Here is a 15,441-nt window from a genome sequence, read left to right as displayed (position 1 = left end):
GTGTATGCAGCCTAATCCGCCGACTTCACGATATAGGTCACCACGCCAAAGATATCGAGCGACTCTTCGCTGCTCACGAGGATGGGCGAATAAGCGCTGTTCATCGGGTTAAGCTGTACCCGGGGCCGGAGCTGCAGGCGTTTTACCGTAAATTCCCCCTCCACCGCGGCGATAACAATATCCCCGTGCTGCGCCGTTCTGGCGCTGTCGACAATCAGCAGATCGCCGTCGCCGATCCCGGCGTCAATCATCGAATCCCCGGCCGCCTTCACAAAGTAGGTCGAGTTGGGATGCTGAATAAGTAATTTGTTTAAATCGATACGCTGTTCAACATAGTCCTGGGCCGGACTGGGAAAACCGCACTGCACCACATCGCTGAAAAGGGGGAGCGCAATCACCTCGCGCAGCGCTGAAAGTTGGTAAAACTCCATGATTCGTTCCTCGAATACTGTTTTTATATACAGTAGTCGTGGCGCGAAGCGCAATCAAGTCGCAGGCCGACAACGGCGGTTTATTTCTTAACCGCTTCGCTTACAAGTGATTATTGCAATTAGAAATATTTGTTTTGTAAATGTTTTCTGGCCTGGAGGTCTTCAAACAGGCTGATGAAGGATACAGAGGGTGCGGGCACGCTCCCGCTTCTCTGCCATCAGTTCGGTGATATCGCCTGGCCGCCCGCGCATTGCCCGGCGGCGCTTCGCTTGCACGGGCCTACAAAACCCGCTCTGCCACCTCCTGCAACGCATCCCGCTCCGCCCCCGCCAGCGTCTGCAACGGAAAAGGCAAACACGGCGCCGCAGCCCTTCCCCGCAGCTCCGCCACCGTCGCGATCACCCGCAAACTCCCGTATCGACGGAAGAATCTCCATAACGGCTCCAGCGCGCCGTTAAGCCGCCGGGTCTCCTCCACATCCCCCCGCAGCGCCGCCTGCGTCAACCGCAGGCAATAATCCGGGAAAAGTCCGGCCAGCACCGAGTACCAGACGTCGCACCCTGCCAGCAGACCGGCAGCCGACTGCGCATCACCGCTGATGCCAATCGTCACCCCCGCCGCCACCTGGCTTTTCAGCTTCGCCACACGGGCTAAGGCGTCAGCCGGATCGGCAGGCAGATCGCCGAGCTTGATGGAACCCATGTTGGGTAAAAACGACAGCGCCTCCAGCAGTTCATCATTAAATTCAAAGCCGCTGGTCGCCGGGTTGTCGTAGATACAGAGCGGAACGGAAATTTCACCGCAGAGGCGCTCGTACAGACGGAACACTTCCTCCGCCGTCAGTTTCTGGTAACAGAGCGGGGCCAGCAGCAGACCGCTCACCCCGGCCTTTTGCGCATCCTCTGCCAGTCTCACGATCTCTTCTGCGTTGACGCTGCCGATACTGGTCATCACCGGCACGCCCGCGGCGGCACTCACCGCCAGCCTTGTGGCGGCGAAACGCTGCTCCCGGGTTAAGTAGGCGTAACTCCCCGTGGAGCCCAGCGCGCCGATGGAATTTACCCCCGCTGCCGCCAGCGCCTCAATCAGCGCAACAAAGGCGTTTTCATCAATCTCCCCCTTTACCAACGGCGTGAGAGGAAATGCGCTCAGACCTGTAAACATCCTGAATCCCTTATAAAATTAGCGGCCAAATTTTCGTGATTCCACGACATAAAGAATCACGTCAAAGATGATAAATACCATTAACGGGCTCACCCTCTCATGCAGCAGCGTGGCGGGAGCCCCAGCCCGAAAAGCCTGTCCCATGCAATGATGCAGGCATTGTCAGCAGAGCGGCAACCACCATGAAAGGTAGTGCGATAATCAGCGCCCGGCTGATCACCTGCCAGCCACCCGATTTACGGGCCATCGCGGGCATTGAGCCTGAGCAGAGCCGCTAAGACTTATCTTAAATTCCCTCAGAAAGGGAATTATTTTATGAATCTGCAAACACCCTTTACCACCCGGAAATTATTCGTCAGATATATAAGAAATGCTAACTTATTTATTAGCGAGGATATATTCCCTGGAGCCGGTGAAAAAATAAAATTTGTTAGCCATGAGCAAGGAAAAAACGCATCGGGAGGCTTATTGACGTTTGTTCCGTTCTGTCTAGATTTATTTGTGCACGCATTTGAGGAAGTTAATTTTCCTTAAAAGTATTCTCAACGAAAAACTGGAGACAAGTTATGGCTAATCATCGAGGCGGTTCCGGCAATTTCGCAGAAGACCGGGAGCGTGCATCCCAGGCGGGCCGTAAAGGCGGACAGAGTAGCGGCGGTAACTTTAAGAACGACCCGCAGCGGGCATCCGAAGCGGGAAAAAAAGGCGGACAAAATAGTCGCGGTGGCGGACGCAAACCCGCAGCGTAATCCGCTGCGATATATCTTCCGCTAACGGCGATATGTCAGACAATATATTCATGGACGTACCGAGCGGCAATTTTGCCACACCATGCAAACGCAGCCCGATATATTATACGGAGGTTAGAGTATGCATTTGAGACGAAGAGTTCGTAACGCACGCAATAATCATCGCACCCGTGATGATGTTGGCTGGATAATTCCGGAGGATGCAGAGTGTACGCGTTCGCCGGATAGCGGCGGCCCGGCGCTCAATATCATCAAGCGTGATGACGCTGACCGTGAAGTGAGGCTCAGTCAGCGTCAGTCGTACCTGGTCAACGCCATGGCGCACCGCGATCTGAAGTAATCAGCTGTTAAGTGATGCAAATTTGTTGTGTTTATTTTTTTGCCCGGCCTTCCCCGCCGGGCTTTTTTATGCCGCCCCTAGCGACGCAACGGCAATCCGGCGCTCTCTTTCGCCCGTAACACCGTCAGGAAGGTGATCAGGGCGGCCATCATGACAAACAGCGCGGGGGCGAGCGGATTGCCACTCTTCAGAACCAGCCAGGCCGAGAACCACGGCGTGATACCGCCAAAGAACGCCACCGCCACGTTATAGGCGATAGCGATACCGCCAAAGCGAATCCGGGTAGGAAACAGCTCCGCGATAGCCGCGCAGCAGGCCCCGTCAAAGGCGGCAATGCAGATCCCCAGCAACAGCATCGCCAGTAGCGCGGAGACGACATCGCCCTGCGCCATCAATCCCATGGCAGGCCAGCTCAGGAGGATAAACCCCATGCAGCCCGCCAGCATCAGCGGCCTGCGGCCAAACCTGTCCGACAGATACCCCATAAAGGGCACCATCACCGCCACAGCTAACAGCCCGAGCGTGGTAATAAGGTATGCCTGCTGCGTCGGAAAGCGCAGCGCCGTCGTCAGGTAGCCGGGAATAAAGGCCTGTAGCATCCAGTGCCCCACCGCCTTGATGACCACAAAACCGATGCAGAAGCCCAGCGCGCGCCGCTCGGTGGTGACCGCCACCTGCAGCGGGGCGGCCTCGGTTTTATGGCTTTGCTTCAGCGCCAGGAATTCGGGAGAGTCTTCAAGATGGGTGCGCAGGTAGAGGCCAATCCAGCCCAGCGGCCCGGCGAGCAGGAAGGGAATGCGCCAGCCCCACGCATTCATCGCCGCCTCTCCCAGCACCGTGGTGAGCAGCACCACCAGGCCAGAGGCGGCAACAAAGGCCAGAAAGCCGAAGTTATCGATCCAGCTGGTAAAGTAGCCCCGGCGGCGGGCGGGAGCATATTCCGCCAGAAAGGTGGTGGCTCCTGCGCTTTCGCCCCCGGCGGCAAATCCCTGAACCAGACGCACCAGCACCAGCAGCACCGTGGCGAGAAGCCCCACCTGCGAATAAGTGGGCAGCAGTCCGATCAGAAAGGTGGCGCCCGAGGTCAGCATGATCACCGACGCCAGCACCCTCCGGCGTCCGATGCGGTCCCCGAGGGAGCCAAACCACAGCCCGCCCAGCGGACGCATCACAAACCCGGCGCCAAAGACCGCGAACGACGACAGCAGCGCCAACGCCGGATCGTCAGCCTGGAAAAAGTGCAGGCCAATAAACGCGGCCAGCGTGCCGTAAAGCCCAAAATCGAACCATTCAACAAAATGGCCGACACCGGTGGCAAACAGCACTTTGCGCAGCTTACGGGACACAGGATCCCCTTAGCGTTTTTTCGGCATCATGCGCAGGAGGGTATTGTCTTTCCAGTAGTAGTGGTGAAGCAGCGCGGCAAAGGCGTGGATCCCGATAACGAAATAGCCCAGCTTCGCCAGGGTGACGTGCCACGCTTTCAGCGTGTCCACGAGATCAAAATTGGACTCGGCGGCGTGCGGCATCCCCAGCCCGAACGCAAACCAGGTATTGCCCCGGTTATACATCATCACCAGCCCAATCAGCGGCAGCGCAATAAACAGCAGATAGATGGCGAGGTGCCCCAGATGCGATAAGCCGATATACATCGGTTTTGGCTTAGGCACAATCGGCGGCGCGGGATACTTAAGACGCACCAGCAGACGCGCGACCATCAGCACCAGTACAGAGATGCCGCATGAAACGTGGACCATATTGATCAGTGGGCGGTCGCTGCGGGGGAACCAGCCGCGAAACTCCATGGCACAGTAGGCCACGATCACCAGCAGAAAAACCAGCCAGTGGATCGTGATTTGCAGGCCGGTGTATTTATTGCGCATAGTCTTTCCTGAACAGAAGGCTAAAAAACGTAAAATAACCCAGCTTCAGTTAAAAATTCATTATTTATTCTCCCGGACTTTTCAAAAACTTCCGTGCAGATGAGCCATCTTCAATTGCCTCGCTGGGCTTCATGGTCTAATCCTGGATGAGTTCAACGTCCCGTACATCACACAGGAGAAGATCATGAGTAAGATTGGCATTAACGGTTTTGGTCGTATTGGCCGACTGGTTCTCCGTCGGTTGCTGGAAACGCAGGACAGTAATAGCGTGGTGGCGATTAACGATTTGACGTCGCCAAAAGTGCTGGCCTACCTGTTAAAACATGACTCTAACTATGGCCCCTTCCCCTGGAGCGTCGACTTCACTGAAGACGCGCTGATCGTCGACGGGAAATCCATTTCGGTTTACGCCGAGAAAGAGGCGAAAAACATCCCGTGGCGATCTGCGGGCGTGGATCTGGTAGTGGAGTGCACCGGGTTCTACACCTCGCAGGAGAAATCCCAGGCCCATCTGGACGCGGGCGCCAAAAAAGTGCTGATCTCCGCCCCGGCCGGCGAGATGAAAACCATCGTCTTTAACGTTAACGACGACACCATCGAGGCCAGTGACACCATTATCTCTGTCGCCTCCTGCACCACCAACTGCCTGGCCCCGCTGGCGAAAGTGCTGCACGACGCCTTTGGCATCAAGGCGGGCACCATGACCACCATCCACGCCTATACCGGCACCCAGGCGCTGGTGGATGGGCCGCGCGGCAAGGATCTTCGCGCCTCCCGCGCCGCGGCGGAAAACATCATTCCGCACACCACCGGCGCGGCGAAGGCCATTGGGCTGGTGATCCCCGCCCTGAGCGGCAAGCTGAAAGGCCACGCCCAGCGCGTGCCGGTTAAAACCGGCTCCGTCACCGAGCTGGTCTCTATTCTGGATAAAAAAGTGAGCGTGGATGAGATCCATCAGGCGCTGAAAAAGGCCACTGAGGGCAACGAATCCTTCGGTTATACCGACGAAGAGATTGTCTCGTCCGATGTGATCGGCAGCCACTTTGGGTCGATATTCGATGCCACCCAGACCGAGGTCACCGAGGCGGGCGATGTCCAGCTGGTGAAAACCGTCGCCTGGTACGACAACGAATATGGTTTTGTCACCCAGCTGGTGCGGACCCTGGATAAGTTCGCGGCGCTGTAATCACCCTGCGGACAGCCAGGCTGTCCGCAACCTGTGAAACTGTTCAGGTTTTCATTCCGTTAACCCTGCTATAACAAACGCTTTCCAGAGAGGGAGCGTTAACATGGAAGCACTCAGCCGTGAAACACTCGAACAGAATATGGCCCACGCTGTTAGCCGTTCGGCCACGTTGACCATCTGGCCCGATAATGAAGCCCCGGGCGCACAGACCAGCGACACCGTCTTTACCCCGGAACCCCACCACACCGGTACCTCCCACTTTGATCGCGCCGTCACCGGCATCCGCGCCCCGGAGATAACCGTCTATGCCCCGAGCAAACCTAACGGGGTGGGCATCCTGGTGACGCCGGGCGGGTCATACCGCCGCGTGGTGCTGGATAAAGAGGGCAGCGCGCTGGCCTCCTTCTTTAACGCCCGCGGCTACACCCTGTTTGTGATGACCTACCGCATGCCGGGGGATGGTCATGAAGAGGGGGCCGACGCGCCGCTGGCCGACATCCAGCGCGCCATGCGGGTGATCCGCGCCAGTGCCGGGGAGTGGCAGCTGGATCCGGCGCGGATTGGGGTACTGGGCTTCTCGGCGGGCGGACACGTGGCGGCGAGCCTCGGCACCCGCCATGACGAAACGGTATACGCCCCGCTCGACGCCGCCGACGCGCTATCCGCCCGTCCGGCTTTTATGGCGCTGGTCTATCCGGTGATCACCATGCAGGGCGAACACTACCACCCGGGCTCGCGCCTGGAGCTGATGGGTGACAACCCTGGCGAAGAGCTGATCCGCCGCTATTCGCTGGAAGCGCGCGTCACCCGCGATGCCCCGCCGACCTTCCTGCTGCATGCCGCCGACGATCCGGCGGTGAAGGTCGAGAACAGCCTGGCGATGTTCACCGCCCTGCGCCGCGTTGGGGTGCCGGTTGAGATGCATCTGTTTGAGCGCGGGAGACATGGCTTCGGCATCCGCGATGCCCAGGGGCTGCCGGTGGCCCTCTGGCCGGAGCTGATGATGAACTGGATCGCGAAGAAGGTGTAAGCGGAAGGGTGCAGTCTGGATGCCGGGTGGCGCTGCGCTTACCCGGCCTACAAAACCGGCAAACGGCATCGGACACGTAGGCCGGGTAAGGCGAAGCCGCCACCCGGCAAGCCTCGCGCCACCCGGCGTCTCTATCACGACTGCAAATAGACCACCTGGGTCTGCAAATACTCGTGCAGACCGTGTTTGCCATCCGCGCCGCCGATCCCCGATTTACGCCATCCCGCGTGGAAGCCCTGCATCGCTTCAAAGTTCTCGCGGTTGATATAGGTTTCACCGAACTTCAGCCCTTTAATGGCCTTCATCGCCACGTTCAGATCCTGGGTATAAATCGAAGATGTCAGACCATAATCGCTGTCGTTGGCCATCTTCAGCGCCTCCTCCAGGGTGTCAAATACCACCACCGGCAGCACCGGTCCGAAGGTCTCTTCGTGCATGATGCTCATCTCCTGACGCACGTCCAGCAGCAGCGTTGGCGGATAGAAGTAGCCCTTCCCTTCCACCGCTTTGCCGCCCAGCACCACTTTCGCTCCCTGCTCTACCGCCAGCGCCACCTTCTGCTCAACACGCGCCAGCGCCGCGGCGTTGATCAGCGGGCCCATGGCGATGTCGTTACGCTCGGCCGGGTTGCCAAACTGCACCGCTTTCATCGCTTCGCCCAGACGGTTTGCAAAGCGGTCGTAGATCCCCTTCTGCACATAGACGCGCTCGGCGCAGTTACAGACCTGCCCGGTGTTGATCACCCGCGAGTCAACAATCGCCTTCACCGCCAGCTCCAGATCTGCGTCGTCCATCACGATAGCCGGGGCTTTACCGCCCAGCTCGAGGCACACTTTGGTGATGTTCTTCGCGGCGGCGGCCATGATCTTCTCGCCTGCGGCCACGCTGCCGGTCATGCTGACCATCGCCACTTTCGGGTTGCCCGCCAGCTCCTGGCCCACGGTTTCCCCGCGACCCAGCACCAGGTTAAAGACCCCTTTCGACAGGCCGATCTCGTCGACGATTTTGGCAAAGGCGATGGCGTTATTTGGAGTGAATTCGCTCGGCTTAATCACGATGGTGTTGCCGGTCAGCAGCGCAGGCGCCAGCTTGCGGGCAATCAGGAAGAAGGGGAAGTTCCACGGCAGGATGCCGGTGGTAACCCCCAGGGCGCGTTTGAACAGCAGGATGTTTTCGCCCGGACGATCGCTCTGGATAATTTCGCCCTCGTAGCGGCGGGCCCACTCCGCCATGTAGTCGAGATAGTCGGCGGTGAAGGCGACCTCAACCTCCGCGAGCTGCTGGATCTTACCGCCTTCAGCAACAATCAGGGCGCTAATCTCACTGGCGCGCTCGCGAATGCCTGCCGCGATTTTACGCAGCCAGCCTGCGCGCTGGATGGCAGGCAGCGCCTCCCAGGCCTCCTGGGCGCGTTCGGCTGCGTCTATCGCCTTACGGGCATCTTCGGCACTGCCGTCGGGAATACGGGAAATGACCTCTTCGGTGGCCGGATTGATGACATCAATCCAGGCATCACCCTGCCAGGCTACAAACTGTCCATCGATATACATAGGATGTTGTACGGGTACTGTCATGACTCGCTCCTGTAATTACACTGTTTTTAACAAGTAAAATTATTGTTAAAAACTACAGTTCCCGATCCTCAATCCCAGCGTATCGCGCTGTTTTTGTGAGATATCTCATAAAAGAAACGGGTCAGCAGGAGGAAAACATTACATTCCGGCAACAGAGAGTTGCCCGTTTGCGTCAAACTCATCGCAAACGGGCAACGCGTTACAGCAGCGCGCGGCTGGCCAGCGCTTCGGTGAGCACCGCATCATGACGCAGGATCTGCCAGGCGGCCTCTACCTCGGCAGGAATATCCACATGCACGATAAAATCGCGGCCAAGCGGACCGTAGCCATTGATGTCATCCCGCAGGCGCGGGAGCTCGCCCAGCACCAGCGACAGATAGCGCTCGACGGGCCATAGCCCCTCGCCGCCGCCGCGAAACACCAGACCGTCATCACTGTTTTGCAGCTGCGGCACAATGCCAGGATGGCTGGTCCACGCCGGGGCATCCGGCTTATCACGATATATACGGGCAAAGGTCGCCATCGTCCGCCGCTGCATGGTCGGGTCCTGCACCACAATCCCGCGCTTCACCGCCAGAGGATGGTGCTGGATCATGGCGGCGCTGAAGCGGGCATTTTCACCGCAGTTGGTGGACTGATCTTCCACCAGCAGCCGTTCCGGCGGAACAGACCAGAACTCCCGGGCGATCTCCGCCAGAATGGTGGCTTCCGCTTTGCCAGTGGTGCGCACCTTGTTATAGCGGGGATGCTGCGCGATGGCGGCATATAAAAAGGTGGTGGAATGGCCTATCCCGCCGCTGATCAGCAGCGGCACGGCAAGCTCCGATGCCAGACGGCAGGCTGCGTCGATGGAGGGGATCACCGCATTACCGGCCAGCACCACCAGATCCGGCTGTAGCGCGGGCGGATTGTAAGGCAGATTGTCTTCAGCGAGCCAGGCGCCGACTGTATTGACCGCAGACAGGGTTTTATCCGGCAGAGACGGGAAGATTGTGAGACTCATCGTTACCTCCTTCCAGCAAGTAAGTTCAGGGTAACGCGCGGGCCGTCGGTTAACAGAGGATCCCTCTGAAAGCGAAATCGGCAGTTACCTTATAAGAATAGTCATTAAACTGAAATAACCAGAAACGTCCAAAAATCAGGCGGTTGCACCTGCATTATATGCTGTAACTTAGGCCATTAAAAAAATTAAGCGCCAGAAATATCGCCATTAAAAGCAGTGATTGCTGCTTATTTCAGCGTGATCTGACCAGTTTTCACCTCGTCCTGCTTGCCAAAAGTAACAGCTCTCCCTAAGTTGCTTAACAATTCGACAACCTTTTACTCTTATCGGGTTGCACCCGAAGCGCGCCGGGTGTCACCCGCTTCATCATCCACTGGGCGGGATCACGGTATGACACAACAACACGAAAGCAGTACCGCAGTTTTACGCAAAAATAAAAAGGTGCTGGTCGCCAGCCTCACCGGCAGCGCCATTGAATGGTTTGACTATTTTCTTTACGGCACAGCCGCGGCGCTGGTGTTCAACAAGATCTTCTTCCCGATGGTCGACCCGGTCATCGGCCTGATTTTGTCCTATCTCTCGTTCTCGTTAACTTTCTTTATCCGCCCCATCGGGGGGGTGATATTCGCCCACATCGGGGATCGTATCGGGCGCAAAAAAACGCTGGTGTTAACCCTATCGTTGATGGGGGGTGCAACCGTGATGATTGGGCTGTTACCTACCTATGAGCAGATTGGCCTCTGGGCCCCGGCCCTGCTGATCCTGATGCGCATTATTCAGGGAATGGGAATTGGCGGCGAATGGGGCGGTGCTCTGCTGCTGGCTTATGAGTACGCGCCGGAGAAGCGTAAAGGTTTCTTCGGCAGTATTCCACAGGCGGGGGTGACCATCGGCATGCTGATGGCGACCTTTATCGTCTCGCTGATGACGCTCTTCAGCGAAGAGGATTTCCTCTCCTGGGGCTGGCGTATTCCGTTCCTGCTGAGTTCGGTGCTGGTGCTGCTCGGCCTGTGGATCCGTAAGGATATCGACGAAACGCCGGAGTTTAAAAAGGTGAAATCCTCCGGCAAGGTGGCCAAAGCCCCGCTGCGCGATACGCTGAAATACCACTGGCGCGAAGTGCTGATCGCCGCCGGGCTAAAAGTGGTTGAGACCGCGCCCTTCTACATCTTCTCCACCTTTGTGGTCAGCTACGCCACTACCACGCTCAGCTATCAAAAATCGCAGGCACTGGAGGCCGTGACCCTCGGGGCGCTGGTCGCCACCATCATGATCCCGCTGATGGGATTGCTGTCGGATAAGGTTGGTCGCCAGCGAATGTATGCCGTCAGCGTCTTTGTCCTCGGCCTGTTTATCGTGCCGTGGTTTATGCTGCTCAACACCGGCACCACGTGGGGCATCGTGCTGGCTACCGTCATCGCTTTCGGCGTGCTGTGGGCGCCGGTCACCGCGGTACTCGGCACCCTCTGTTCAGAAATTTTCACCGCCAACGTGCGCTACACCGGCATCACCCTCGGCTATCAGCTGGGCGCAGCCCTGGCGGGCGGCACCGCGCCGCTGATTGCCACCGGCCTGCTGGCGAAATATAACGGCGACTGGGTGCCGGTGGCCTGGTATCTGGCGGTCACAGTGACCATCTCCCTGATTGCGATCTTCTGTGCCAGCCGGGTTAAACGCGCCCCGGTCATCAACGCACAAACCCACGAACTCTGATCCCCAGGCGGCCAGCACTTGCTGGCCGCTGTCATACTTACCGCTCACATTTGATTAACCCGCTATTATCATATTCACTTGAAACAGACTTTGCGTCAGACGTAGAATCATTAGCCCACTAACTATCATCAATGCGACAGGTAATAAACGCTATGCGACTGCCCCAACGCGACCCTTATGCTCCTCGCGAGTGGCAGCCTCACGAAAAGCCAATGCTGTTAGGCTCCCCCTCCACCCCGATCCACAGCACGCCCAAACGGGTGGCCTACGGTGTGGTGGGACTGCTGGTATGCCTTACCGGCGCGCTGGGCAATGCCATGGTTTCGGCCAACCTGCAAAATCTGCAGGGCACCTTTGCCGCCTGGTCCACCGAGATCGCCTGGCTGCCCGCGGTGTACGTGATGACTAACGTGTCGATAAACCTGCTGCTGGTGAAGTTTCGCCAGCAGTTCGGCCTGCGCGCCTTTACCGAAGGGTTCCTGGTGCTCTATGTGCTGGTGACCTTCTTTCACCTCTTCGTCAACGATCTCAGCTCGGCCCTGATGGTGCGCGCCGCCCACGGCATGGTGGCCGCGGCGCTCAGCTCGCTTGGGATCTACTATCAGATCCAGGCCTGGCCGGCGAAACACCGCCTGAAGGCCCTGACCATTGGTATCACCGGTTCCTCGCTGGCGATCCCCATTGCGCGGCTCTTTTCCACCGAGCTGCTGCAGCTGGACGAGTGGCGCGGGCTCTATCTCTTTGAGCTGGGTCTGGCGCTGATCTCGCTGGGCTGCGTCATCGCCCTCAAGCTCCCCCCTGGCGACCGGCGCAAGGTGTTCGAGAAGAAAGATTTCATCACCTTTATCCTGCTGGCTCCGGGGATGGCGCTGCTCTGCGCGGTGCTCTCCCTTGGGCGGCTGGAGTGGTGGTTTGAAACGCCGTGGATCGGCTGGGCGCTGGCAGGTTCGCTGGTGCTGATTGTCTCGGCGGTGGTCTTCGAACATAACCGCAGCAACCCACTGCTGAATACCCGCTGGCTCTCCAGCGGCAGCATTCTGCGCCTGGGGCTGATTATGCTGCTGATCCGCATCGTGCTGGCGGAGCAGAATACCGGGGTGATTGGCTGGTTGCAGTATGTCGGGTTGCAGAACGAGCAGATGACCCACCTGGCCTGGGCGATTTTTGCCGGCATCCTCTGCGGCATCGCCGCAAGCTGCCTGACCATCAAACCGACAAAGCTCGCCTGGCCGATTGTCACCTCGCTGGTGCTGATGATTATCGCCTCGCTGCTCGACAGCCAGTCCAGCAGCCTCACCCGCCCGGATCAGCTAATGCTGAGCCAGTTCCTGCTGGGTTTCGGCAGTGCATTCTTCCTGGCCCCGGCGATGCTGGCCGGGATTGGCGGGGTGATTGCCGATCCGCGCAACCTGGTCAGTTTTTCGGTGCTGTTCGGCATGAGCCAGAACATCGGCGGGCTGTTGGGTTCCGCCATTCTCGGCACCTTCCAGACCTGGCGTGAGAAGTACCACTCCAGCCTGCTGGCGGAACAGCTCACCAGCCTTAATCCGCTGGTGAACGAGCGCCTGCAGATCTACAGCCAGATGTACCGGAGCCTGATTGGCGACAGCGCCCTACTGAGCACCCAGTCGGCGTTGCAACTACAGAACGCCAGCACGCTGCAGGCAAATATTCTCGCTTACAACGATACTTATCTTCTGACGGCTGGCATTGCCAGCGCCACGCTGGTGTGGATCCTGTGGCGTTTGCTGCGGCTTCGTATCACGGCCCGTCTGGCGCTGAGAAAGGCCACCGGCAGTAAATAATGGTTTATACAATAATGATGATTGTGCGTTCCCAGGAGTGGTTATGAGTCAGCAGGATGCCGCTAAAGAGCAGGCCAGTACCCGTAATAATCTGCGCGTGGTGTCAGTGTTCGCCGCTGCCGCCATCGGCATCGTTGGCGTGTTGGTGATCCTCTACGCCTGGCAGTTACCGCCGTTTACCCGCCATACCCAGTTTACCGATAACGCCTACGTGCGCGGCCAGACCACCTTTATCAGCCCGCAGGTGAACGGCTATATCACCGAGGTCAGGGTGCAGGATTTTGAGCGCGTCAGGAAGGGTGACCTGCTGCTACAGATTGACGATCGTATCTACCGCCAGCGGGTACACCAGGCTGAGGCCCAGCTGGCGATGAAAATTGCCGCGCTGAACAACAACCTGCAACAGCGCAAAAGCGCCGAGGCGGTGATCCAGCGTAACGAAGCGGCGCTGAAAAACGCCCGGGCCCAGAGCCAGAAGACCCAGGCCGACTTAAAGCGGGTGAAGGACTTAACCGCCGACGGCTCGCTCTCCATTCGTGAGCGGGATGCGGCGCTGGCGAGTGCCGCCCAGGGCAGCGCCGACATCGACCAGGCGAAGGCCACGCTGGAGATGTCGCGCCAGGATCTGCAAACCGCCATCGTTAACCGCGCCGCGCTGGAGGCTGACGTCGAAAACGCGAAGGCGGCCCTAGAGCTGGCGCAGATCGACCTGCAAAATACCCGTATCGTGGCGCCACGCGACGGCCAGCTCGGGCAAATTGCGGTGCGTTTAGGCGCCTATGTGACCGCCGGAACCCACCTCACTACCCTGGTGCCGCCGCAGCACTGGGTGATCGCCAATATCAAAGAGACCCAGCTGGCAAACCTGCGCGTTGGCCAGCCGGTGAAATTCACCGTCGATGCCCTGAACGACAAAGCCTATGAAGGCCGGGTGCAGAGCATCTCCCCCGCCACCGGGGTGGAGTTCAGCGCCATTACGCCCGATAACGCCACCGGGAACTTCGTCAAGATTGCCCAGCGTATTCCGGTGCGTATTGAAGTATTAGGCAAGCCGGAGGAGTCGGCCCTGCTGCGTCCTGGCATGTCGGTGCAGGTGACCATTGATACCCGGGAGGCAGAATGATCCGCCGCCCGCTAACCGCCCTGCTGATTGCCGCCGCCCTGAGCGCCTGCCAGTCGGTGGATGTTGAGCCAGCGAAGCCGACGCTACAGATCCCCGCCCAGTGGCGCGCCAGCACCGGCCCTGCCAGCCCGGCTGAGCAGATGTGGTGGCGCAATTTTCACGACAATCATCTCAACGCTTACGTTGACCAGGCCCTGCGTAACAACAGTGACGTGCTGATTGCCCGGGAGCGAATCAACGAGTACCAGGCGCGGGTCTACGCCAGCGAGGGTAACCTGTTTCCGACCCTGGATGCCGATCTCAATGCGGGTCGCGCCCGTTCTCAGTCGGCGGCAACCGGTCTGCCAACCTATGGGGCGCTCTACAAAGGCAGCCTGACTGCCAGCTACGACGTAGACATCTGGGGGGCGAACCGCCGCACCACCGATGCCGCCCGGGCGAGCCTCGAGGCGCAAAAGGCGGCCGCCGCCGCGGCCGATCTGACGGTGGCCTCCTCGGTGGCCTCGGGGTACGTCACCCTGCTGGCGCTGGACGAGCAGCTTAAGGTCACGCAGTCGACCCTCAAAGCGCGGGAAGAGGCCTTTAACCTGGCACAGCGGCAGTATCAGACCGGCTACAGTTCGCGCCTGGAGCTGATGCAGTCCGACTCCGAGTTGCGCTCGACGCGGGCGCAGATCCCGCAGGTGCAGAACCAGATTGCCCGTCAGGAGAATGCGCTCAGCCTGCTGCTGGGGGGTAATCCGGGGAGTATCGCCCGCAGTGACGATTTCGATGCTCTGACGCCGCTGCGTATCCCGTCGCAACTGCCCTCAACGCTGCTTAATCGCCGCCCGGATATTGTGCAGGCGGAACGCCAGCTCATTGCCGCCGATGCCTCGCTTGCGGCTTCGCGCGCCAGTCTGCTGCCATCGATCAACCTGACCGCGAGCGGATCGATCCAGGATCGCACCCTGCCCGGTCTGCTGGACAACCCGCTGGAGCTGTGGAGCATCGGCGGCAGTATTCTGGCCCCGCTGCTGAACCGTCAGGCGCTGAACGCCCAGGTGGATATCGGCCAGTCGCAGCGCAACCAGGCGCTCTACAGCTATGAAAAAACCGTGCGCAATGCCTTTAAAGAGGTGAACGATAGCCTGGATGCCATCGCCCGCTATGGCGAGCAGTTGACCGAGCTGGTGGCGCAGCAGGCGGTCGCCCAGGAGACGCTGCGTATCGCCCAGAATCGCTACCGCAACGGCTATTCATCCTATCTGGACGTGCTCGACGCCCAGCGCACGCTGTTCTCGGTGCAGACCAGCGTGGTGCAGGCGAAAAATAACCTGCTGCTGGCGCAGATCGATCTGTATAAGGCACTGGGCGGCGGCTGGTCGGCATCGTAAACGCCGGGCGGCGCATGCGCTTGCCCGGCCTACAGGTTTCATAGGCCCGTGCAAGCGTAGCGC

General features: G+C 59.1%; 14 protein-coding genes and 1 pseudogene. 8 read left to right on the top strand and 7 right to left on the bottom strand.

Annotated features, from left to right (window positions below):
- Positions 1-11: 11 nt before the first annotated feature.
- The 3 genes and pseudogenes from ACT3IC_RS19700 to ACT3IC_RS19690 all read right to left on the bottom strand — a co-directional run.
- On the bottom strand, positions 12-431 hold the full coding sequence (locus ACT3IC_RS19700; protein WP_103179769.1) for a translesion error-prone DNA polymerase V autoproteolytic subunit: 420 nt from the start codon (positions 429-431) through the stop codon (positions 12-14).
- A gap of 280 nt (positions 432-711) precedes the next feature.
- The gene (locus tag ACT3IC_RS19695; protein WP_159339383.1) at positions 712-1,596 is read right to left on the bottom strand and encodes a dihydrodipicolinate synthase family protein; all 885 of its coding nucleotides are present in this window, start codon (positions 1,594-1,596) and stop codon (positions 712-714) included.
- A gap of 18 nt (positions 1,597-1,614) precedes the next feature.
- Positions 1,615-1,843, bottom strand: a pseudogene (locus tag ACT3IC_RS19690) (hypothetical protein); the annotation flags it as partial.
- Positions 1,844-2,162: 319 nt separating this feature from the next.
- Here ACT3IC_RS19690 and ACT3IC_RS19685 point away from each other — a divergent pair.
- Both ACT3IC_RS19685 and ACT3IC_RS19680 read left to right on the top strand, forming a co-directional pair.
- Positions 2,163-2,345 carry a con-10 family general stress protein gene (locus ACT3IC_RS19685; protein WP_103179772.1) on the top strand — a complete coding sequence of 61 codons (183 nt, stop codon included), beginning with the start codon at positions 2,163-2,165 and terminating at the stop codon, positions 2,343-2,345.
- Between the two features lie 121 nt (positions 2,346-2,466).
- On the top strand, positions 2,467-2,685 hold the full coding sequence (locus ACT3IC_RS19680) for a hypothetical protein (RefSeq protein WP_103179773.1): 219 nt from the start codon (positions 2,467-2,469) through the stop codon (positions 2,683-2,685).
- A gap of 77 nt (positions 2,686-2,762) precedes the next feature.
- On the opposite strand, the gene ACT3IC_RS19675 is transcribed toward ACT3IC_RS19680, so the two are convergent.
- Positions 2,763-4,031, bottom strand: a complete 1,269-nt coding sequence (locus ACT3IC_RS19675; RefSeq protein ID WP_233210451.1) for an MFS transporter — start codon at positions 4,029-4,031, stop codon at positions 2,763-2,765.
- Between the two features lie 9 nt (positions 4,032-4,040).
- Positions 4,041-4,568 (bottom strand): cytochrome b561, encoded by a 528-nt coding sequence (gene cybB, locus ACT3IC_RS19670; RefSeq protein WP_103179774.1) that lies wholly within the window; start codon positions 4,566-4,568, stop codon positions 4,041-4,043.
- Between the two features lie 184 nt (positions 4,569-4,752).
- On the opposite strand from cybB, the gene gap reads away from it, so the two are divergent.
- On the top strand, positions 4,753-5,754 hold the full coding sequence (gene gap / locus ACT3IC_RS19665) for a type I glyceraldehyde-3-phosphate dehydrogenase (protein WP_103179775.1): 1,002 nt from the start codon (positions 4,753-4,755) through the stop codon (positions 5,752-5,754).
- A 103-nt stretch (positions 5,755-5,857) separates the two neighbouring features.
- Positions 5,858-6,784 carry an alpha/beta hydrolase gene (locus ACT3IC_RS19660; protein WP_473478739.1) on the top strand — a complete coding sequence of 309 codons (927 nt, stop codon included), beginning with the start codon at positions 5,858-5,860 and terminating at the stop codon, positions 6,782-6,784.
- 134 nt (positions 6,785-6,918) lie between these two features.
- Here ACT3IC_RS19660 and aldA read toward each other — a convergent pair whose 3' ends face one another.
- Together aldA and ACT3IC_RS19650 are read right to left on the bottom strand one after the other, a co-directional pair.
- The gene (gene aldA, locus ACT3IC_RS19655; RefSeq protein ID WP_473478736.1) at positions 6,919-8,358 is read right to left on the bottom strand and encodes an aldehyde dehydrogenase; all 1,440 of its coding nucleotides are present in this window, start codon (positions 8,356-8,358) and stop codon (positions 6,919-6,921) included.
- Between the two features lie 199 nt (positions 8,359-8,557).
- Complete coding sequence (locus ACT3IC_RS19650) at positions 8,558-9,361, bottom strand: YdcF family protein (RefSeq protein WP_420193834.1); 804 nt, start codon at positions 9,359-9,361, stop codon at positions 8,558-8,560.
- A gap of 390 nt (positions 9,362-9,751) precedes the next feature.
- Here ACT3IC_RS19650 and ACT3IC_RS19645 point away from each other — a divergent pair, with 390 nt between their 5' ends.
- The 4 genes from ACT3IC_RS19645 to ACT3IC_RS19630 all read left to right on the top strand — a co-directional run bounded on the left by ACT3IC_RS19645 (position 9,752) and on the right by ACT3IC_RS19630 (position 15,378).
- Entirely contained in the window at positions 9,752-11,074 is a 1,323-nt protein-coding gene (locus ACT3IC_RS19645) for an MFS transporter (protein WP_103179779.1), read from the top strand.
- A 152-nt stretch (positions 11,075-11,226) separates the two neighbouring features.
- Positions 11,227-12,879 (top strand): MFS transporter, encoded by a 1,653-nt coding sequence (locus ACT3IC_RS19640; RefSeq protein WP_409201126.1) that lies wholly within the window; start codon positions 11,227-11,229, stop codon positions 12,877-12,879.
- 43 nt (positions 12,880-12,922) lie between these two features.
- A complete protein-coding gene (locus tag ACT3IC_RS19635; RefSeq protein WP_103179780.1) occupies positions 12,923-14,002 on the top strand; it encodes an HlyD family secretion protein in 1,080 nt (359 codons plus the stop codon).
- Positions 13,999-15,378 carry an efflux transporter outer membrane subunit gene (locus tag ACT3IC_RS19630; RefSeq protein ID WP_103179781.1) on the top strand — a complete coding sequence of 460 codons (1,380 nt, stop codon included), beginning with the start codon at positions 13,999-14,001 and terminating at the stop codon, positions 15,376-15,378. The genes ACT3IC_RS19635 and ACT3IC_RS19630 overlap by 4 nt, the downstream gene beginning before the upstream one ends.
- Positions 15,379-15,441 lie beyond the last annotated feature (63 nt).

It is taken from the genome of Leclercia sp. GHBNCSD (assembly GCF_055805075.1).
The sequence above is the reverse complement of the archived record's forward strand: the minus strand, read 5'-3'. Positions and strand labels throughout refer to the sequence as shown.

What these genes read in the sequence shown, in the direction of transcription:
- ACT3IC_RS19700 (WP_103179769.1), bottom strand. Translation starts at nt 431, where the DNA reads ATGGAGTTTTACCAACTTTCAGCGCTGCGCGAGGTGATTGCGCTCCCC.
- ACT3IC_RS19695 (WP_159339383.1), bottom strand. Translation starts at nt 1,596, where the DNA reads ATGTTTACAGGTCTGAGCGCATTTCCTCTCACGCCGTTGGTAAAGGGG.
- ACT3IC_RS19685 (WP_103179772.1), top strand. Translation starts at nt 2,163, where the DNA reads ATGGCTAATCATCGAGGCGGTTCCGGCAATTTCGCAGAAGACCGGGAG.
- ACT3IC_RS19680 (WP_103179773.1), top strand. Translation starts at nt 2,467, where the DNA reads ATGCATTTGAGACGAAGAGTTCGTAACGCACGCAATAATCATCGCACC.
- cybB (WP_103179774.1), bottom strand. Translation starts at nt 4,568, where the DNA reads ATGCGCAATAAATACACCGGCCTGCAAATCACGATCCACTGGCTGGTT.
- gap (WP_103179775.1), top strand. Translation starts at nt 4,753, where the DNA reads ATGAGTAAGATTGGCATTAACGGTTTTGGTCGTATTGGCCGACTGGTT.
- ACT3IC_RS19660 (WP_473478739.1), top strand. Translation starts at nt 5,858, where the DNA reads ATGGAAGCACTCAGCCGTGAAACACTCGAACAGAATATGGCCCACGCT.
- aldA (WP_473478736.1), bottom strand. Translation starts at nt 8,358, where the DNA reads ATGACAGTACCCGTACAACATCCTATGTATATCGATGGACAGTTTGTA.
- ACT3IC_RS19650 (WP_420193834.1), bottom strand. Translation starts at nt 9,361, where the DNA reads ATGAGTCTCACAATCTTCCCGTCTCTGCCGGATAAAACCCTGTCTGCG.
- ACT3IC_RS19645 (WP_103179779.1), top strand. Translation starts at nt 9,752, where the DNA reads ATGACACAACAACACGAAAGCAGTACCGCAGTTTTACGCAAAAATAAA.
- ACT3IC_RS19640 (WP_409201126.1), top strand. Translation starts at nt 11,227, where the DNA reads ATGCGACTGCCCCAACGCGACCCTTATGCTCCTCGCGAGTGGCAGCCT.
- ACT3IC_RS19635 (WP_103179780.1), top strand. Translation starts at nt 12,923, where the DNA reads ATGAGTCAGCAGGATGCCGCTAAAGAGCAGGCCAGTACCCGTAATAAT.
- ACT3IC_RS19630 (WP_103179781.1), top strand. Translation starts at nt 13,999, where the DNA reads ATGATCCGCCGCCCGCTAACCGCCCTGCTGATTGCCGCCGCCCTGAGC.